Consider the following 19,672-nt stretch of genomic DNA (forward strand, 5'->3'; position numbering starts at 1 on the left):
GGTTGTTGGAACAAACCTAAAATATGTTGACGACCACATATTATTTTGTTATATTTACGTGGTCGGAAACTATATAAAGTAAAGGAGCTTTAAAAATGACAAAGTTATGGAATACAATAAAAGTCGGAAACTTAAACTTGCAGCATCGCCTGGCCTTAGCTCCCATGACTAGATCCCGTGCACTTCACGACGGGACACCGGGAGAACTTAGTGCGCTATATTATGCGCAACGCGCGTCACTGGGCCTGCTCATCAGCGAAGGTACGCAGCCTTCAGAGGATGGCCAAGGTTATTTGTATACACCGGGTATCTATACCGATGCACATATAGCAGGCTGGAAGAAGGTAGCCGACCAAGTTCACCAAGCTGGCGGATATTTATTCATTCAATTAATGCATGCGGGGCGTATGTCGCATCCGGAAAACACGCCGCATCATCGCCAACCGGTTGCGCCGTCTGCCATTGCACCGAAGGCACAGATGTTTACTGCAACCGGAATGCAGGATATTCCCGTTCCGCGTGAGTTAAGCCTTGAAGATGTCAAGGCGACCGTTGAAGATTTCCGCAAGGCAGCCGCAGCTGCCATTCAGGCTGGAGCGGATGGTGTGGAGATTCATGGGGCAAACGGTTATTTGATTCATCAATTTATTTCAGAGAATGCAAACGTACGAACAGACCAGTATGGCGGATCGATTGAAAATCGCGCGCGTTTTGCCATTGAAGTTGCAACAGCCGTGGCAGAAGAAATTGGAGCTGAGCGTACAGGCTTCCGTATCTCTCCCGGTATTCCACTGGGAGACCTCGTTGAGGGCGATAAAGGGCCGGAAGTATACAAATACTTGATTTCAGAACTTGCCAAACTTAACCTGGCTTATCTTCATGTCTTGCATGGCGGCAATGAAGAGACGCTTCGTGAAATTCGCTCGGCTTGGCCGACTTTGCTTATGGTTAATCGTCCGAGCCGCCCTCTGGAGGAACTCGGTCGAGACGTTGATACAGGATTTGCAGATATCGCATCTGTAGGCACTTGGGCGCTTGCCAATCCTGACTTTGTGGAACGTTTGAAAGCAGGCGGTCCGCTGAACGAAGCTGATCCGTCCACCTTTTATGGTGGTGACCAACGCGGCTATACGGATTACCCTGCAATGAATTGAATTCAGATATAAATGGATGTACATTGCTTGCGCCATTTCATAAGCGAATTGCTATAGTGTGGCGTGAACTTTTTTAATCGTCAAATCAAGCCAAAGACAGACCATGTTAAGCTACTGCAACTTTACAATCGTCGGGTTATCCACTACCCTTGAATAATCAGTAAAGCAACTGCAGGAGGTTAAGTTAAACATGGATGGGATTGAGAATGGTTTATGCGAAGGATTGCCTAAAGAAGAAATGCAAGCGATTCAACGGTTTCCAATAAATTTTGCTATTTTTTCCCTAGCCAGGTCGCACCGGGGTTTGGCTGCGCACTTACTACGTGACATAGGCTTGTACGCTGGCCAGGAAATTATGCTTATGCAGTTATGGGAGCAAGATGAGCAATCGCAACAAAGTCTGGGCTTCACAATGCGACTGGACCATTCAACGGTAGCCAAATCGGTTCGACGTATGGAGGCTGCGGGATTAGTCACTCGTTCACGCTCGCCAAAGGACGGGCGAGTTACGCTTGTAAAACTAACAGAAGTTGGCCGCGAGCTTGTAGCCAAGTCCACTGCCGTTTGGACAGAAATGGAAAGGCTAACGTCGAAAGGGCTTTCGGAGCAAGAAAAAGAGCTGTTAATCTCTTTATCGCACAAGATTTCAGCTAACATGGAAAGTAAAATGTAATGCCGTCGTGCCGTCGGACCGGAATTCCCAATCGTGCTGCGTTTTTCGCAATGGAAGGCCAGTGACTACACAGCGTAATGGGCTGAAACGTCGGCACCCATTCAACATTTGAAGCATACTGATATGTCCATTAGTCAAATAATGCAGTATGTGGATTGGATAATGTAAGGTGATGAGACGGTTCCCAAGCGTTTGGCTATGTTGACAGCACATCGTCAGGAAATTCTTGAAGAACTGGCAATGCGTAAAGAAAGTTTAAGGGGCGTCGAACTAAAGATTGCCCGTTATCAGCAGTATGTAGAAAAAAAGGAGAATGAAAGATGACAAAGACAGCGTTAGTAACTGGTGCGAATAAAGGTATTGGATTTGAAATTGCGAAGCAGTTGCTAGGAGCGGGGTATCGTGTTTTAGTTGGGGCACGTGATCAGAAGCGAGGAGAAACGGCAGTAACTGCCCTCCAAAAATTTGGTGATGCAAAGTTGGTGCTGTTGGACGTTGCCGACCTAGAGAGTATTGATAATGCAGTGACAACAATTAAGCAGAATTACCCAGAGTTGACGCTCTTGGTTAACAATGCGGGTATTCCAGGCGATATGCATAAACCTGGATGGGAGTTTACGGTTGAAGATCTACAGGCAACCCATCAAGTTGACTTTATCGGTCCTTTTGCACTTTCAAAAGGCTTGCTGCCACTATTGATCGCCAATAAGGGCACTATTGAAAATATCAGTATACCTATTGAGCCACAACCTTTCTTCAATGCGTTTGCCTACCAAACAGCCAAGGCGCCTTTGAATGTTATGACAAAGTCTTGGGCAATGAGTTTTGAGCAGGAGAGTATACCTGTGGAGATTTTTGCGGTGATGCCAGGGGCGGTTTCGACGGATTTGAATGGGCATATAACGGGAGATTTTGTAAAAACACCTGCTCAGGCTGCGGAATTAATCGTGAGCTTTGTTTTGGATGATGAAAATCATAATGGACAAGTGATTAATTACGACGGCACTCTAGCAGAATACTGATTTGAATAAAAAGATTTACGCACAACATCTGATCTACTTCCGCGTCTATGAACGCCCTTTCTCTACTAGAGAGAGGGCTGTTCGTGTTCGATCCGGGCAATTTGAAGACGGAACAGAATCCTCATGGAGCGGGTGATCCTGCAACGGTAATCGATAAAATCGTTACTTTGGCAACCTTTCGCTAATCAAATCGCGAGGAGATACGGCGTTTATGACAGGAAATTCCTTGTTCAAATTAGAGATTTTTGTGATAGACTTCACCTTAAAGTTGCTCCTCTCTCTGAGCGATGTTGTGTTAGCCAAACACCATTCGTCAAAGATAGGGGCGCTTTTTCTGTTTGTCACATAGCTGCTTGCATCGTTCGTTTCATTCTATTCCGGTATGGAGTCCGGTTTTAGTCCGATTTTCATAATGTTAAGGTCGTCATAACAAAAGCGTTATGAGTGATTTGGGGGTACAATTAGGATAGGCGGCTGCTGCAGCTTTGATGGAGACTGAATATTTCACTACGAAAACCACGAGTTAATCGGATTGAAGGGACAGATGACTGATGCGTGCATATCTGAATTCGCTGCGGTTTAAAATGTTTGCCAGTATCCTCTTTATGATCGTTCCGCTTGTAATCGTCATTATCGTGAATAGCATTTATTCGGTGGGGGTTGTCCGTAATCAGGTCGCACAATCGAACAAAAATCTGCTCAGTCTGTATATGAACGAAATCGACCGCAATTTGAATGAAGTGGATAAATATTTGTTCGATTTTACGGAAAATGATACCGATCTGATCGGATTTCAATTGCCCAGGCAAAATAACGAAACGACCTATATGATGAGCAAATTGCGACTGTTCAATACGATTATGACAGATGTTAGCGTACATCGGTCAATCGATCTCTTTTTTGTTTATTCGATCACCAACGGTGAGCTTATTATGACCCAGCAGTTCGGCTCATCGTTTGAAGAACGGGACGCAACCAAACAGGAAATTATGCAGATGCTGCAGGGGGAACCGGGGGCCTACAGCGGTCCTGACTGGCATGTGTGGGAAGGACGTAACCATAATTATGCGCTGCTGCGTCTTATACGCAGCGGGGAGGTGTATGTCGGGGCGTGGGTTAACAGCAATAAGCTGATGGTGCCTTTAAATCTGATCGATCTCGGCGAATCGGGAGCTGCACTGCTGACGACAGGTGAACTCAAGCCAATGAGCCAAAGCGAGATGATCGAGAGGGAAGGCATCGAACTGGCAAGCTCCTCAGAAGCCTATACGATAACTGGCAAGGAGCGATCGTTTTTAATGATGGACGAATCGTCGGACAAAGGCGATTTTAAACTCGTGGCGCTTGTGCCGGATGATGTTATTCAACAAAAGCTTCCTTTCCTTCAGAGGGTATCCTCATTCATAACGGCGGGAGCTGTCGTTTTTTTTGTCTTATTTTTATTTTTTATACGCTATGTGTTTCTTAAGCCGATGAAGCAATTGGTCGTGGCGATGAGGAAGACGAGAGACGGTCATTGGGATACAAGATTGCATCAGAGCAGTACGTCCACCGAATTTGAAATCGTGAATGAAACCTTCAATCGTATGATTGCGGAAATTCGCGATCTGAAGATCGATGTATATGAAGAAAAATTAAACCATCAGAAGTCGGAGCTTCAATTGCTTCAATTGCAAATTAATCCGCACTTTTTTTTGAACTCGTTAAACATTGTTTACAATTTGGCAACGGTCAAGGATTACAAGCTGATTCAGGAAATGTCGAAGTGTCTGGTCGTCTACTTCCGTTACATGTTTCGAACGAACCGATATGTCGTACCGTTAAAAGAAGAGCTGCTGCATACTGCCAATTATTTGCGTATCCAGCAGCTTCGGTTTCCTGGCTCGCTGAGCAGCAGCATCGAAATGAAAGACGAAGTGAAGGAGGTTGAAATTCCGCCTCTTGTCATTCAGACAATCGTTGAAAATACCATTAAACATGCGGTTGATATCGATCAGCCAATTACAATTGAGGTTGTTGCAGCGCTGCTGGAGTCGGATAACGGGAACCGTATTGTAATCACGATAAAAGACAACGGCTCCGGTTTTCCCGAAGAAGTGCTGAGCAGTCTGCATGCCGACGAGGAAAAAATAAGCGAAGAGGGCGAGCATGTCGGCATTTGGAATATTAAGCGCAGGCTGAGGCTGCTCTATCAATCGGACGCAGCGATAACCTTCGAGAACAATCAGAGCGGCAGCGGGGCTATCGTAACGATGTCGCTGCCTATGCCCGCCGTTGGACATTCATGATCATACTACTTCAAGAAGGTGGGGGCTTATATGTTTACCGTATTAATTGTTGATGATGAGGTTCATGCGATCCGAGGGCTGGAGGTAGGCGTCCGCTGGAAATCCCTGAAGGTTCAACATGTGCATACCGCGCTAAGCCTGAAGCAGGCTCAGCAAATTTATTTGAATGAGCCGATTCATTTAATGGTGTGCGATATCGAAATGCCTAAAGGGACAGGCATCGAATTGCTGGAATGGGTAAGGGAGCATGACCCAAAGGTAGAGACGATTTTTTTGACATCGCATTCCGATTTCTCTTATGCACAGAAAGCGATCAAGCTGGGCAGCTTCGAGTATTTGCTTAAACCAGTTGATTATGAGGAGCTGGAGCAAGTAATCGGCAAAGCGTTAGCTAAAATCGAAAAAACACAGGAGCTTCTGATGTATGAAAGCGATTACAAATATTATGCCCAGCTTTGGGAATCACAAAAGCCGTTGATGAAAGAGCGTTTTTGGCAGGAGCTCATCAAGCAAAGCATAGGCTCTTCCCCGGAAAGAATCTCCGAATATGCTGCGAGCAGCAAGCTGCCTAATCTGGTGAGCTCTAAATATTTGCCGATCTTAATTCGCGTCCAAAAATGGTATAAACCGCTCAGTCAGCGGGATGAGCAGATTATGGAGTATGCGTTGCGAAATGCAGCGAATGAGCAAATTTTGAAAAATGAAGCCGGGTCCGCCGTCATATCTGTTCCTAACGGTGGACTGCTTGTGCTGCTAGAAGCATCTTCAGATAGGATGGATACAGCGATGCTGGACGATTGCATCAGCTATGTGCGCGGCTGCAGCCAATACTTTAGCTGTGATTTAAACTGTTATATCGGTCAGCCTGTATATGCTACTGAAATGGTGACAAGCTATTACAATCTTATTCAAATGGACCGTGACAATGTGACGCATGCCAATCAAACCTTTTTGTTTCGCCATTACAAGAAGTCTAAAGAGGGAACGCTGCAGCCGCCTTCCATGAGTTCATGGGAAGAGTGGATGAAAATGGGAGCCAAGGATAAGTTGACGGAGGCTGTCGCTTGTTATTTGGATGATTTGAGGGACAGGAAGTACGGCGTCGACGCTCAGGCCTTGCAGCTGTTTTATCAAAATTTTCTGCAGATGATGTTTTTTGTGCTGCAAGTGAAGGGATTACAGGCCAATGATGTGTTCGCGGAAAGTCTGCTTACAGACAAGCCGCAAGAGGTGCTACGCTCTGTGTCGTCACTCAAGGAATGGATACTTTATCTAATTGACGTATCGATGAGTCAAATTCACGCTACTCAAAAAAGCCTTTCAGTGGTCGACCGCGTGAAGGCCTATATTCAAGAGCATATAGGCGAGCAAAATCTGACCCGGGAAGAGGTAGCGGGATGCGTATATTTGAACCCTGATTATTTGAATCGGGTGTTCAAGAAGGAAACGGGCATGTCCATTTCGGATTATGTACAATTACAACGCATCGCATATGCAAAAGAACTGTTAGCATTGCCAGATTACTCAGTTAGTGATATTGCCTTACAGTCAGGCTATTCCAATCTATCTTATTTCTCCACTCTGTTTAAAAAAATGACAGGTATGAATCCAGGCGATTACCGCAAGCATGCCCAGTCGAAAGAGGTCGAGATTTCGAAACTGTAAAGTCCGGATAGTGGTTATTGCCTATGTTCCGTACACCCTACAATAGAGCTACAAGATAGAATACAACAACGAAATGAGGGAAGGCGATGGAAACACCGCAAATCGCACAGGCTGTTCGTGCAGGAGAGCGGAAAGAAAGCGGGCGGCTGAATTTTATTTTGAGAAAATTAAAGCGTTACCGCGCACTGTTCCTGATGATCATTCCGGGCATGATTTATTTGATTATCAATAACTATCTGCCCATGTTTGGAGTTGTCATAGCGTTTAAGGACATTAATTATGCCAAAGGAATTCTTGGGAGCGATTGGATCGGGTTTAAGAACTTTGAATATTTGTTTGAAACGAAGGACGCCTGGATTATTACGCGCAACACGATTTTGTACAATGGCGCATTTATCGTCATTAATACGGTGTTGGCTATCGCGGTAGCGATTTTATTAAATGAAGTAAAGAAGAAGCTTGCGTCGCGCTTCTATCAAAGTGCCATTTTGCTGCCGTATTTAATCTCAATGGTCGTTGTCGGCTATCTCGGATTGTCGCTGCTCAATGTAGAGAGCGGTTTCATCAATAAACAACTGCTGCCGCTGCTCGGTATGGATCCGATAGCTTGGTATACAGAGGCTAAATATTGGCCGTATATTCTCGCAATCGTTAATATTTGGAAAAATGTAGGGTATTTATGCATCATTTATTTAGCTTCTATTATTGGCATTGATCACGAATATTATGAAGCAGCGACGATTGACGGCGCAAACAAATGGCATCAAATCCGCAGCATTACCGTTCCGCTCATCATGCCTACCATTACCATTATGACACTGCTTGCGATCGGACGTATTTTTTACTCTGACTTCGGGCTGTTCTACCAGGTTCCGCTTAATTCAGGTCCTCTTCAGCCAACGACAGATGTTATAGACACATACGTATACCGAGGACTCATGACTTTGGGAGATATCGGAATGTCGTCGGCTGCGGGCTTGTACCAATCGCTTGTCGGTTTTGTGCTCGTATTGGCCGCTAATTACGCTGTGAGCCGCAAGAACAGAGATCAGGCGCTGTTTTAGAATAAGAAAAAGGTTCTTGTTAGGAGAGGTAACTTCATGAAGACGAACCATATGAATCAATATGCTGTACATGCCATCCTTATTTTGCTGACAGCTGCTTGTGTATTTCCGTTTCTGCTGTTAATCACATCATCACTGACACAGGAGCAGGCGATTGTGAGGGACGGATACAGCTTGCTGCCTAAGGCATGGAGCATCGAGGCTTACGAGTATTTGTGGAATAAATCCACGTCGCTGGTTAAGGCTTACGGCATAACGGTAACGATTACAATTGTCGGGACAACCGTGGGGCTGCTTATTTCAGCGCTGCTGGCGTATCCGCTGTCACGGGGAGATATGCCGCTGAGAGGGACGCTGTCTTTTATCGTATTTTTCACGCTGCTGTTCAACGGGGGGCTGGTGCCGACATATCTCGTGTTTACCGAGGTATTCGACATGAAAAATACCCTGCTTGCGTTGATCATACCCGGCCTGCTTACAAACGGCTTCTTCATTCTGCTGATCCGCTCGTTTTTCAGCACCTCAATCCCGGTTCCCATTATCGAATCGGCCTATATTGACGGGGCAACGGAGTTTAAAATTTTTTACCAGATCGTGATACCGCTTTCTTTACCGATTTTGGCCACTATCGGTCTCATGCTGACGATTGGCTATTGGAACGACTGGTTCAACGGCTTGATCTATGTGACGGAGCCTGAATTATACAGTATCCAAAATTTATTGAACCGGATGCTGAGTAATATCCAATTTCTACAGCAAACCAACATTGGGGGCAACAACAGCACGGCTGCGGCGGGACTTCCTATGAATTCCGTGCGGATGGCGATGGCAGTTGCGGGAATATTGCCTATTTTGTGCGTGTATCCTTTTTTCCAAAAGTATTTCGTTAAAGGCCTTACCATTGGAGCTGTTAAAGGTTAGTTAGAGGCAGCCAAGCTCGGATTTCGCAGGTCCGATTGGTATAGATTTATGATCATCAGCACACAGGGGGAAATCGAAGATGAAGAAGAAAACAACGACACTGCTTTTATCGATTATGCTTGTACTAAGCCTGCTTCTTGCAGCCTGCGGCAGTTCGGAAAATGGAGGCAGCGCTTCGCCTGGCGGATCTGGAAGTGAAGCTGGAGCAAACGATAGCGAAGCCGTGGAACTGACGATGGCCTTTATTAATCTCGGCACGATGTCGGATGTTGCGGCGGTGCAGGAGGAGATAAACAAAATTACCAAGTCCAAAATTAATGCGACTGTGAAGCTGATGCCAATTGATATTGCAGCATGGAACCAGCAGGTCAATCTTCTTCTGGCAGGCAACGAGCCTCTGGACCTGCTTGTTACTTCCTCTTTTTTTAATTACAGCTCTCAGGTTGCCAAAGGACAGCTGCTGCCGCTTGACGAGCTTCTTGAGAAGTATGCGCCGGAAATTAAAAATACGATGCCTTCGGAAATTTACAATGGTACGAAAATCGGCGGAAGTATTTATGGCGTGTCGAGCATACGCGACGTGGGCGCAGATTATGGCATGGTCATGCGTAAGGATTTGATTGACAAGCACAGCATTGATCTTTCGGGAGTCAAGACTTTTGAGGATCTTGGTACGGTATTCCAGACGATTAAGGATAAGGAACCGGGCATTGCGCCACTCGTTCAAAGCACGCAAACAGGCACGGTTGCTTATCAAATGTATACACCGCAGATCGATCCGCTTGGAGACAGCCTTGGCGTGATTTTGCTGGACAGTAATGATCTGAAAGTCGTAAATCTGCTGGAAACAGACATTTTCAAAAACAAGGTCACTCTTGCGCGCAAGTGGTATGAAGCCGGCTATATTATGCAGGACGTAGCAACGACGCAGGAGCAGGGCTCAAGTCTTGTAAAAGCAGGCAAAGCGCTTGGTTATTTTAATAATATGAAGCCAGGCTTTGAGGCACAGGAATCCAAGACTACCGGTTATGAAATGACCAGCGTCCATCTGTCTGAGCCCGTGATCCAATCGAATGGAGCAAGCGGCTTTATGATGTCGGTTCCCCGCAACAGCGAGAACCCGGAACGCGCTATGCAGCTTCTTAACCTGCTTTATACGGATGCCGAAGTGATGAACTTGCTGGCGAACGGCATTGAAGGCAAGCACTATGTGAAGAATGAGGACGGAACGATCAAGCTTCCAGACGGCGTGAAGGAAACGACATATCAGTTCAACCAATGGGAAGTGGGCAACAATTTTTTAACATATGTGTGGGAAGGTACGGATAAGGATATTTGGAAGCAGACGAAAAAATTCAACGAGTCCGCGAAGGTATCTCCGGCACTCGGCTTCTCCTTCGATGCGACGCCGGTAAAAACGGAGGTGGCTGCGGCGACTAACGTGGTCAACCAATACAAAGTCGGGCTGGAATCCGGCTCGCTGGATCCTGCACTCATTGAGGAGTATAACGAGAAGCTGAAGGCGGCGGGGCTGGATAAGATTATTGCTGAGAAACAAAAGCAGCTTGATGAATGGGCGGCCGCTAACGGCAAATAAAAAGTTGAAAAACGGAGGTGGCGGAGTATGAAATTGCCGTTTGATGTACCGGAGTCTAAGAAAATCAGGCTGATCATTAATACCGACGCGAAAAACGAGGCTGATGATCAATTTGCCATTGTCCATGCCTTGCTGACTCCTCGTTTCAGGATAAAAGGTATTATAGCTGCCCAATTTGAAAAAACGGCTTCGATGATGAACCGGAAGGACACGATGCAGCAAAGCTATGACGAGATTGAGAAGGTGCTCTCGATTATGGGATTGCAAGAGGAGGTCCCTTATTATAAGGGAGCGGTCAGCGCATTGGAGAACGAAGAAACGCCCGTCCCTTCCGAGGGGGCTGCTGCGATTGTGCATGAAGCCATGAAGGAGGATTCTTCTCCGCTGTATGTCGTATTCCTTGGACCGCTTACGGATATGGCGTCAGCATTGCTTATGGAACCGCGCATCTCGGATAGGCTGACAGTTGTCTGGATTGGCGGCGGGCACTGGCCGCTCGGTGGCTGGGAGTATAACTTGTTTAACGATATTGCTGCCGCTAATGTGGTGTTCCAATCATCAGTGGAGCTGTGGCAGGTGCCGCACACCGTTTATACGACGATGAGGGTAAGTATTGCGGAGCTGATGTACAAGGTTAAGCCGTACGGTGAAATCGGGCAATATTTGTTCCAGCAGCTGATCGACTTCAACAATTGGGCAGCAGAAGCGTTCAAGGACTCCCCGTGGCCCAAAGGTGAAATGTGGTCGCTCGGCGATTCGCCTGCCATAAGCCTGCTTCTGGATGAGCACGAATACGGGTATGAAATGAAGCCTGCTCCGAGAATAACCGAGGATATGTACTATGTGCATGATCAGAAGGAAAGAATGATCCGTGTCTATCATTTTGTGGATGTCCGCTTTACTCTGGAAGATATGTTCGCTAAGCTCGCATTGACGTATGGCAGCTAGAAGCCAGGCTAAGTGTCCTTAGCTTGTTTGTTCCAGAGCCCCCGCGCACCGATTGGGTCGGTGCGCGGGGGCTCTTTGTAGTGAAGTCGCCTATCTTGAACACATATCATCCGTAGAAGCCATGTAGGGAATATAACTCGTTAACGGGGTTTTGACTTCGACAGTACAAGCGGCAAAAGCTACTGACACACTGTTGTCAGTAGCCGCAGGCTGTCGAGAAAGACTCGACAGCCATCTTTATAAGCATTTAGTTTAACGCGTCACCGCGTTACTATGGTATAACAATGGTGACTTATACGAACGGAAGGTGTCGTCCCATGCTGCGTTCTAATCAAGAAAAACAACAAAGTTACGAGTTCGTTTCCATTGAAGATCTAGTGCCTGCTGATCATATGCTTCGCAAGATCGACAAATACATCGATTTTACCTTTATTGATGAAAAGGTTCGGCATCTGTATGCACAAGACAATGGGCGTCCAGCCATTGATCCGCTTGTTCTTTTCAAGATGATCTTTCTGGGCTATTTCTACGGCATTCGTTCCGAACGTCAGCTTGAACGCGAAGTGCAAACGAATCTCGCGTATCGCTGGTTTCTAGGTCTGGGATTAACGGATCGCGTGCCGGACCACACGACGATCAGTTGGAACCGGCGTACACGATTTAAAGTTACTTCCGTTTTTCAAGACATCTTTGATGAGATTGTGCTGCAAGCCATCACGCACCGCATGGTCGGTGGCCGTGTACTGATGGCTACTGATCTTAGTATCTATCATCGCGGCGGTTGGCAAGAGTCTCAAGCAACGGTCACTGGAAGCCACTCCATCATTATTTGGGAGTCATCCGATCTGGTGAATTGGTCTGAGCCTCGAATGGTTGAGGTCGCTCCAAAGGAAGCGGGCTGTGCCTGGGCGATTATCGACACCACTATTATTAAAGCAGGTGGTATGTATTATCGAGCTTCGGGCGATGGTCAAATCACGATTGAATCCAGTGAACGTCTTATGGGGGAATGGAAAGTTATTTCGACACTTGAGTCATTAGGCTTGGAACTAACTGGAAAGAATGTAGAGGGTCCAGAATTTTTCAAGTTTAACGGCGAAGAGAAGTGGGGACTTCTGGTTGATCAGTAAGGAACGAATCGTGGCTACTTGCCACTCGTCACAACGAATATCGGCGATACATCCGGGAAGTGCTGGCGGAAGCCGGCGGCAGAAGAATATTCTTTTGGTCGTTTAAAAAAGCGTCATGGAACCGTGATGCCGGTCACTCAGAGTGAGTACGAAGCTATCCTGACTAAGTGGGGATGACGAATCCTAAATTGCTTGCTTTCTTATGGTAGAACCTAATGAAGATTTTGAAATTTAAACAACAATTGTTGGAACACGGCAGCTTGCTCTATTAATGCTGCCGTGTTTTTTTTCTTATGAAGAGTTGTTTAATATAGATAGGTTAACCTAAATTATTAATGTAGTTGGAAATCTGTTTTGGTCATTCAACTCCTTCACCAACCAATGTGCTCACATTGATTTACGATACTCGTTTGGAGACATGCCGGAGGCGTTGCGGAATAGCTTAATAAAGTAACTGGTATGCTCGTAGCCTAGCTGCTCCGCGATTTCTACCACGGTCATGTCAGACTGATTCAATAGCTCCTTCGCTTTCTCCATCTTCGTCCGCGTGACGAATTCGACGAAGGTTTCCCCGGTTTCCAGTTTGAAAATACGACTGAAGTGTGACGGATTCAGATTCAACCGATGAGCCATCTCATCCATTGCGATTTTCTCTCCAATATGGGTTTGAATGTAGCGTTGGGCTTCCGCGATCTCTCTCCGTACCGTATGGTCGCGCAGCATCTGAATATCGGTAGCTTTTTCTTGGAGAAAGGTCTGAAGCCACTCCAAGAGATGATTCAACGTTTCGATAGAAGCGATTTGTTGCTGCTGCAGCTCACTGTTGAAGTTGATCACGAAGTTTTGCATCACCGTATATTTGAGCTCTAGCTCCAAAGCCATTTTTAGTACCCAGCTTTTCACAGATTCGACTGGATATACACGATCTTGAATGAATGCTCCCCATCGCTTCACCGTAGATTGAATGAGCGTCCTTTCTCCCCCAAGCATACTATCCTTCAGCTCCTGAAAGGCCTTGGCATAATGCAGGAACAAATCTTCTTTCGTCGTTTGGAGCGGCCGCAGCTCCGCATAGACGAGCTCTCCTGCATAGAAACGGAACATCTTCACATTCATTAAATCTTGTAATTGCTTCTTCAATTGCAGGTAATCCCGAGCCACATCACCGCGATAGAATGATATCCCAATACTGAGATGTCGGTGCACTAATTGTTGAACACGCTTCAGCTCGGCGCGGATGTCCTCATGAAGATTACGTTTCAACGTGGCCGGGAAAGGAAACAGAAGGAAGTATTGGCGTTCGTTCGGTACAAGCAAGATAACACCTTCGTATTGAACTAATTCCTGCAAGGCGTTGTCGATGACGAATTGCATATTCATGGCTCCGCCAAACCGGCTTTCGAGCTCGAAGGAGCGCTCCGGCAGCACCGCAACAGGCAGGTATGGCATGCCATCACGGAGGTGGATGCCCATCCTCTCTGCTTCGTCGTTCCACTCCGCTTCATTCCATATCGGCTGCTCCAGCAGCTTGCGAATAAATCGGGTATGAATGGCGGACAGATTTTGCTGCACGACGTTCTGCAACTGGAGACGGTTGTTCTCGGCTTGTTTCTCTTCGGCTAACGTGCAAGCAAGCTGCTGTAGAACCGTAACGACATGCTCCTTGCGAAGGCTTTCCTTCAGAATATAATCGTTGACGTTAAGCTTAACGGCTCTTTGGGCATATTGAAAATCCTCGTGACAGGATAAAATAATGGTTTTCAAACGAGGATTCGCTCCGCGCGCCTTCTCGATGAGATCAAGACCGTCCATCACAGGCATGCCAATATCCGTAATGAGAATGTCCGGCTGTTGGTTCTGGCAGGCTTCCCATGCTTCACCTCCATTGGAGCAGAGCGCGGAAAGCTCAAAGCCAAGCTTGGTCCAAGGAATGATATTGCTTAAATAATCAAGCACGGGGTAATGATCGTCTGCAATAACGACTTTAAACATGTTGTTCACCTACCTTTACAGATTTGGCTGGCTCAGCAGCAGGGAATATTAATACGATGGTCGTTTGTTCGCCGTACACGCTATGAATATTCATTTCAAAACGGTCACTATAAATCAGCTTCAATCTGCTGTACACATTAAATAATCCGATTCCTGAGGCGGCTGTACGCTCCTCCGCAATCATCTGCTCAATTACGTCCCGCTTCTGAACATTGAATCGATCCTTCAAAGTCTGAAGCGTCTCTGGTGTCATGCCCAGACCATTGTCTTCGATTGTGATACGCAACATTTGAGCATCTGTTACTACCTTAATCGTGATGATACCGCCGCTCTGCGTAAATCCATGCTTATAAGCATTCTCGATGATTGGCTGCAAGATAAACCTTGGTACGGTGATGGTTAACGGGTCTGGCTGAATGTCTAGGTGGCACTCGGTCGGGAATCTCATCGTAAATTTCATTAAATCAATATACTGCATCGTCGTTTCAATCTCGGCATAAAGCGTTACGAATTCATTTTGCCTCATCAAGCTTGCCCGCAACAGCGAGGCTAAGGAGCCGACAACATGGGCGGTGTCTTCATCATGCTTCAATAATAATTTCAAGCGTATGGAACTTAGGACATTGAACAAAAAGTGCGGATGTACTTGTGCCTGCAGCATCGCCATTTCCGCTTGCCTCTTTAATTGTTGTTCGATCTCTACTTGCTGGAGCATCTGCTGAATCCGATCCAGCATCATGTCAAATGAGCGTCCCAAACGCCCAATCTCGTCACGGCCGCGGATATTGGAGCGATATTGCAAATCCCCGGATTCCACCTTCTTGGCTGCCTCGCCCAGCAATCGAACCGGTTTCGTGAATCTACCCAATAGATAGGTCAAAGCAAATAAGAAAAAAATGGCAAACAGCGATTGAAGCAATAAGGCGGACTGATAGAAGGTATTTAATTTACCGGTAAGCTGCTCGTAAGGAGCCAGACTTACGAGTCTCCAGTCCGCATAACGAAGTGGAAGCGAGAGATGAATTTGATTCTCCCCTCGCAGGTGAATAAAGCTTGGTGAAGAGCTTGTCTCCTCGTTCATGATCGTGTGGAATGGCTGACCAATTACGTCAGCATTTCGATTGGATAGAATGGTACCCTCGTCACTTAGCAGGTAAACATCTTCTTCCAAGCCGGCGAACAGATCTCGAATGGAGTCTTCCGTTCGACTGACAATCAAATAAGCGAAGGGGGCTTGATCAACAGCCTCCGTCAATGCCCGAGCCGTCAAATAAACATATCCTTGATCTTGATCCAGCGGCGGCAAGTAGTTCCGCAATCCACCCAAAAACAACGTCTCGTATGCCGTCAGTCGGGATGCCTTGGCGAACCAGTCCTGCTGAGTAAATTGCTGTGGCTCGAAATCGTAAAAGGAATAATCGGAATAAGCGCGGCCATCCCTTGTCAGCAGCGTAAGCCGTAAATCAGGCTTCTCTCCCGCAATCTGCTCTAGCCGGGCCGTTAGTTGTCTAGCAGCAATCGGATGATCCTGGGCTTCTTCCAGCAAGGTTTTAATCTCGGGATCGAATTGGACGAAATTTGAGATGGACACAAGCTCCTCCATAATCGCATTGGCTTGAGATTGTACAATGGCAAGGGATTGCGTTGCTTTCTCAAGCGTGTGCTCTCGAATAATTAACTTGGAGTAGTAGCTGCTAATATACAGCATAGCTACCGTAGGCAATACCAGACAGGCAATCGATGACAGAATCAGCTTCTGCCGCAAGGATAAATGTTTGAGCTTCAATATAACACGCATGATGTTGTGCCACCCCTCGTTGCCATTCTTCTTTATAAAGCCATACTACAGCATGCAGATGAACGATTCATTCAACATTTTTTGCAATACGGGAAAAAATATCGCAAATCTTTTTTGCTATAGAAAAAATCGTTGCATGTTTGCCTGGAACGCGGCACCTATAATGAGGAAGACACAGAGGACAGTGAGGTGGCAAATTTGGAGCAGACAACGAGAAATGGTTTGAATCAGAGGGCGAAAACAGGAAAGGCTCTCCGAATCCGCAAGCAAGGGTTTTACGACATGATTAATGGTTATCTATTTATTTTGCCAATGTTGTTGTTGACTATGACGCTGGTCGTTATCCCGATCATTTTGTCAGGGTTGATAAGTTTTACCGAGTGGAACTTCATCGCAGGGCTCGAAGGGCTAAATTTTATCGGATTTGAGAATTATAATAATTTGCTACATGATGAAGGGTTCCATCGAGCGCTTCGGAACAATGTCATCATGATCGCGGTTGTCCCCGTATCGATGCTTTTCGCGCTGGTGCTCGCGGCTTTGATTAACCAAGCGACCTACTTTAAAGATTTCTTCAAAGTCATCTACTTTATGCCTTTCATTTCAAGTTTCGTGGCAATCGCTTTATTATGGAGAGTCTTGTTCCATCCCAACAGCGGACCAATTAACGGATTTTTGCGGGGGATAGGCATTGAGAATCCGCCACTTTGGCTGGCGGACCCGCAATTCGCACTGATTGCAGTCATGATTATTATGGTTTGGACTTCGCTTGGCTTTAATATGGTCATTTATTTGGCAGGCTTGCAAGGGATTCCGAAGGATATTTACGAGGCGGCCGATGTAGATGGTGCTTCTCCTATGAGGCAATTTTTTACTATTACCTTGCCCATGCTTTCTCCGACAACCTTCTTTTTGCTCATAACAGGGGTGGTTGGCTCGTTCAAGGTTTTCGATCTCATTATGGTGTTGACCAGCGGCGGCCCTGCCGGCTCTACATCTGTCATCGTTTATTACCTTTACGAAGCGGCGTTTGTTAACCTGCAATCCGGCTATGCGTCTGCGATGGGGATCGTGCTGCTGCTCCTGATCTTATTCGTGACACTTATCCAATGGGTGGGTCAGAAGAAATGGGTAAATTACTAGGGGGAATACACATATGCAATCCGTCAGCGCGAGCCGTTTGATCGTCACGGCTCTAATGGGAATCGTCGGGATATTTTTTATCCTGCCATTCATTTGGATGTTATCGGCCTCGTTCAAGCCTGAATTGGAGGTCATGACATACCCCATACAATGGATTCCAAAAACATGGTACATGATAGAAAATTACACACAAGTCTGGTCAGGTGCTGTTCCATTCACTCTTTATTACTTGAATAGCATTAAAGTGACACTGATGGCCACCGCATTGTCGTTAATCATCTCGGCTATGGCCGCTTATGGATTTTCCAAGGTGATCTTCAAAGGCCGGGAAGCTATGTTTATCTTAGTGCTGGCTACTTACATGATTCCTTCTCAGGCCATCCTTGTTCCGCAATTTATGATGTTTCGCTGGCTTGGCCTGTTCGATAGCCATTTTGGTCTTGTATTGCTTGCAGCATCGGGAGTATTAGGCACGTTCTTGCTGCGCCAGTTTTTCATGAGCGTCCATAATGAGATTATCGAATCTGCGCGAATCGACGGCGCGAATCATTGGATTATTTTCTTCCGGATCGGGCTGCCATTAGTCAAGCCGGCGCTTGCGACTTATATGATTCTGCGTTTCATTTGGACATGGAACGATTATCAGAATCCTCTTATTTTCCTGCGCTCTGAAGCCTTGTTCACGCTTCAGCTGGGGATTCGGAAGTTTGCCGATTTTAATGGAGAGTTTTATTCGCTTATGATGGCGGGAGCCGTTTCTGCGATCTTGCCGCTGTTGATTATCTTCATTGTAGGCCAGAAACAAGTCATTGAAGGCGTGGCCTCGGGAAGTGTCAAAGGATAGAAAACTATTATTCAAGGGGGAATTTCGATGTTAAAGAAAAAATGGATTCAGGCGATTGTCGTTTCAGTTTTGGTTGCGCTTGCAACATCAGCATGCTCGGGGGCAGGCGGCAATAGTGCTGCGGAGGAGACGGGAAGCAATGGCTCTTCAGACGGGGCAGTCACGATTAAATTGCATACTTGGTATCCGAAGAAAGCTGATAATTGGGATCTCGTAATCGAGGAGTTCGAGAAGAAACATCCTGAGATCAAGGTGGAGTTCAACTCCGCAGAAGACAACAACTCGAATGAATATTATAAAAAGCTGGATTTAGCCGCGGCTTCTGGCGACGACCTGGATGTTATTATGTTTAGTAACATGGCATTTCTCAGCCAGCGCGCCGAGCTCGGCTTGTTAGAGCCAGTCGATACGTATATAGAGAAGGAAGGTTTCTCTCTGGCGGACGAGTACTCCTCGGACACGCGAATCAAAGATGTAACCTATGGCTTGCCAGGCAAGCTTTCTACGCCTATGGTTTTCATCAACGAGAGCCGTCTCCAGGAAGCGGGACTGGAGCTTCCGAAGGAATGGACCTGGGACCAGTATATGGAGTATGCCAAGGCGATGACGACGACGGCAAACGGCAAAACACAATACGGTACCTATTTCCACAACTGGATTCAATTCGGTTATTTCATTCAGAATATGGGGCAATCCACTACCGGAGCTAATCTCACGACGGACGATGGCTTGAAAGCAAACATCGATACTCCTGCAATAAGGAAGTCGCTGGAAGTTCGTCTGCAAGGGGAACGAGAAGGATCGGCGACGCCTTACTCAGAAATTGTGAGCCAGAAGCTAAATTACCGTCCTCAATACTTTAACCAGGATACGAGCATGATTACGATGGCATCATTCTTGGTGCCGGAAGCAGGGGGAACGGAGCAAGTACCTGCAACGTTCAAAACCGTGTTCGCACCACTTCCGACGATGAACGCAGGGGATCCGCTCACAGGCAACGTCAGCGGCGACGTATTTGGCATATACAGCAAATCCAAGCATAAAGAAGCTGCTTACACCTTTATCCGCTGGTTCACAACGGAAGGAATCGTCCTGCAGGGCAAGAACTTCCCTTCATGGAAAAAAGCCGATCTGAACGAGGTTGTAGACAACATTATTGCTGGCACGAAAACGCCTGAAAAAATCGATAAGGAATCCTTGATGTACGTTCTCGAAAACACGAAGCAGGCCACCCCAGCTGTCGCTGTTCCTTACCATGCGGAGTTAGAAAAGGTGTTCCTGGAGGAATTCGACAAAATGATGTTATCCGGCGTTGACATTGATACGACGATTCGCAATACACAAGAAAAGGTTCAGAAAATTATTGATTCCAAGCAGTAAAAAGTTCTGTGCAGCGCGGATGGGTATTCGCGCTGCACATCTATTATCCATAA

General features: G+C 46.4%; 14 protein-coding genes and 1 pseudogene. 13 read left to right on the plus strand and 2 right to left on the minus strand.

What is annotated here, in order from left to right:
* Positions 1–95: 95 nt before the first annotated feature.
* The 10 genes and pseudogenes from WH37_RS03965 to WH37_RS34410 all read left to right on the plus strand — a co-directional run.
* Positions 96–1,154 carry an alkene reductase gene (locus WH37_RS03965; RefSeq protein ID WP_046229267.1) on the plus strand — a complete coding sequence of 353 codons (1,059 nt, stop codon included), beginning with the start codon at positions 96–98 and terminating at the stop codon, positions 1,152–1,154.
* A 190-nt stretch (positions 1,155–1,344) separates the two neighbouring features.
* Complete coding sequence (locus WH37_RS03970) at positions 1,345–1,827, plus strand: MarR family winged helix-turn-helix transcriptional regulator (RefSeq protein ID WP_046229268.1); 483 nt, start codon at positions 1,345–1,347, stop codon at positions 1,825–1,827.
* A 320-nt stretch (positions 1,828–2,147) separates the two neighbouring features.
* The gene (locus WH37_RS03980) at positions 2,148–2,849 is read left to right on the plus strand and encodes an SDR family NAD(P)-dependent oxidoreductase (RefSeq protein ID WP_046229269.1); all 702 of its coding nucleotides are present in this window, start codon (positions 2,148–2,150) and stop codon (positions 2,847–2,849) included.
* A 551-nt stretch (positions 2,850–3,400) separates the two neighbouring features.
* Entirely contained in the window at positions 3,401–5,137 is a 1,737-nt protein-coding gene (locus WH37_RS03985; RefSeq protein ID WP_046229270.1) for a sensor histidine kinase, read from the plus strand.
* A 30-nt stretch (positions 5,138–5,167) separates the two neighbouring features.
* A complete protein-coding gene (locus tag WH37_RS03990) occupies positions 5,168–6,802 on the plus strand; it encodes a response regulator transcription factor (RefSeq protein ID WP_046229271.1) in 1,635 nt (544 codons plus the stop codon).
* Between the two features lie 194 nt (positions 6,803–6,996).
* The gene (locus WH37_RS03995; protein ID WP_143088637.1) at positions 6,997–7,866 is read left to right on the plus strand and encodes an ABC transporter permease; all 870 of its coding nucleotides are present in this window, start codon (positions 6,997–6,999) and stop codon (positions 7,864–7,866) included.
* Between the two features lie 36 nt (positions 7,867–7,902).
* Entirely contained in the window at positions 7,903–8,787 is an 885-nt protein-coding gene (locus WH37_RS04000) for a carbohydrate ABC transporter permease (protein ID WP_143088632.1), read from the plus strand.
* Positions 8,788–8,866: 79 nt separating this feature from the next.
* A complete protein-coding gene (locus WH37_RS04005) occupies positions 8,867–10,384 on the plus strand; it encodes an ABC transporter substrate-binding protein (protein WP_046229272.1) in 1,518 nt (505 codons plus the stop codon).
* A 27-nt stretch (positions 10,385–10,411) separates the two neighbouring features.
* On the plus strand, positions 10,412–11,332 hold the full coding sequence (locus WH37_RS04010) for a nucleoside hydrolase (RefSeq protein ID WP_046229273.1): 921 nt from the start codon (positions 10,412–10,414) through the stop codon (positions 11,330–11,332).
* Between the two features lie 317 nt (positions 11,333–11,649).
* A pseudogene (locus WH37_RS34410) lies at positions 11,650–12,078 on the plus strand (transposase); the annotation flags it as partial.
* Between the two features lie 771 nt (positions 12,079–12,849).
* Here the strand turns inward: WH37_RS34410 and WH37_RS04020 are convergent.
* Entirely contained in the window at positions 12,850–14,454 is a 1,605-nt protein-coding gene (locus WH37_RS04020) for a helix-turn-helix domain-containing protein (protein WP_046229274.1), read from the minus strand.
* Positions 14,447–16,252: a sensor histidine kinase gene (locus WH37_RS04025; RefSeq protein WP_046229275.1), complete on the minus strand. Its 1,806-nt coding sequence runs from the start codon at positions 16,250–16,252 to the stop codon at positions 14,447–14,449. The genes WH37_RS04020 and WH37_RS04025 overlap by 8 nt, the downstream gene beginning before the upstream one ends.
* Positions 16,253–16,450: 198 nt before the next feature.
* On the opposite strand from WH37_RS04025, the gene WH37_RS04030 reads away from it, so the two are divergent.
* From WH37_RS04030 to WH37_RS04040, 3 genes are read left to right on the plus strand one after another with little or no spacing between them, the layout of a single operon-like run.
* Positions 16,451–17,395: a carbohydrate ABC transporter permease gene (locus WH37_RS04030; RefSeq protein WP_414811809.1), complete on the plus strand. Its 945-nt coding sequence runs from the start codon at positions 16,451–16,453 to the stop codon at positions 17,393–17,395.
* Positions 17,396–17,408: 13 nt separating this feature from the next.
* Entirely contained in the window at positions 17,409–18,239 is an 831-nt protein-coding gene (locus WH37_RS04035) for a carbohydrate ABC transporter permease (protein ID WP_046229276.1), read from the plus strand.
* A 27-nt stretch (positions 18,240–18,266) separates the two neighbouring features.
* Positions 18,267–19,619, plus strand: coding sequence for an ABC transporter substrate-binding protein (locus WH37_RS04040; RefSeq protein ID WP_046229277.1), 1,353 nt, complete (start codon positions 18,267–18,269; stop codon positions 19,617–19,619).
* Positions 19,620–19,672: the final 53 nt, after the last annotated feature.

The sequence above is a fragment of the Paenibacillus algorifonticola genome, from assembly GCF_000971975.1.
Lineage (GTDB): Bacteria > Bacillota > Bacilli > Paenibacillales > Paenibacillaceae > Pristimantibacillus > Pristimantibacillus algorifonticola.

Bases quoted from the DNA above. Each gene is read 5' to 3' on its own strand.
- WH37_RS04010 (WP_046229273.1), top strand. From the start codon at position 10,412: ATGAAATTGCCGTTTGATGTACCGGAGTCTAAGAAAATCAGGCTGATC.
- WH37_RS03985 (WP_046229270.1), top strand. From the start codon at position 3,401: ATGCGTGCATATCTGAATTCGCTGCGGTTTAAAATGTTTGCCAGTATC.
- WH37_RS03970 (WP_046229268.1), top strand. From the start codon at position 1,345: ATGGATGGGATTGAGAATGGTTTATGCGAAGGATTGCCTAAAGAAGAA.
- WH37_RS04020 (WP_046229274.1), bottom strand. From the start codon at position 14,454: ATGTTTAAAGTCGTTATTGCAGACGATCATTACCCCGTGCTTGATTAT.
- WH37_RS03965 (WP_046229267.1), top strand. From the start codon at position 96: ATGACAAAGTTATGGAATACAATAAAAGTCGGAAACTTAAACTTGCAG.
- WH37_RS04040 (WP_046229277.1), top strand. From the start codon at position 18,267: ATGTTAAAGAAAAAATGGATTCAGGCGATTGTCGTTTCAGTTTTGGTT.
- WH37_RS03980 (WP_046229269.1), top strand. From the start codon at position 2,148: ATGACAAAGACAGCGTTAGTAACTGGTGCGAATAAAGGTATTGGATTT.
- WH37_RS03995 (WP_143088637.1), top strand. From the start codon at position 6,997: ATGATCATTCCGGGCATGATTTATTTGATTATCAATAACTATCTGCCC.
- WH37_RS04035 (WP_046229276.1), top strand. From the start codon at position 17,409: ATGCAATCCGTCAGCGCGAGCCGTTTGATCGTCACGGCTCTAATGGGA.
- WH37_RS03990 (WP_046229271.1), top strand. From the start codon at position 5,168: ATGTTTACCGTATTAATTGTTGATGATGAGGTTCATGCGATCCGAGGG.
- WH37_RS04025 (WP_046229275.1), bottom strand. From the start codon at position 16,252: ATGCGTGTTATATTGAAGCTCAAACATTTATCCTTGCGGCAGAAGCTG.
- WH37_RS04000 (WP_143088632.1), top strand. From the start codon at position 7,903: ATGAAGACGAACCATATGAATCAATATGCTGTACATGCCATCCTTATT.
- WH37_RS04005 (WP_046229272.1), top strand. From the start codon at position 8,867: ATGAAGAAGAAAACAACGACACTGCTTTTATCGATTATGCTTGTACTA.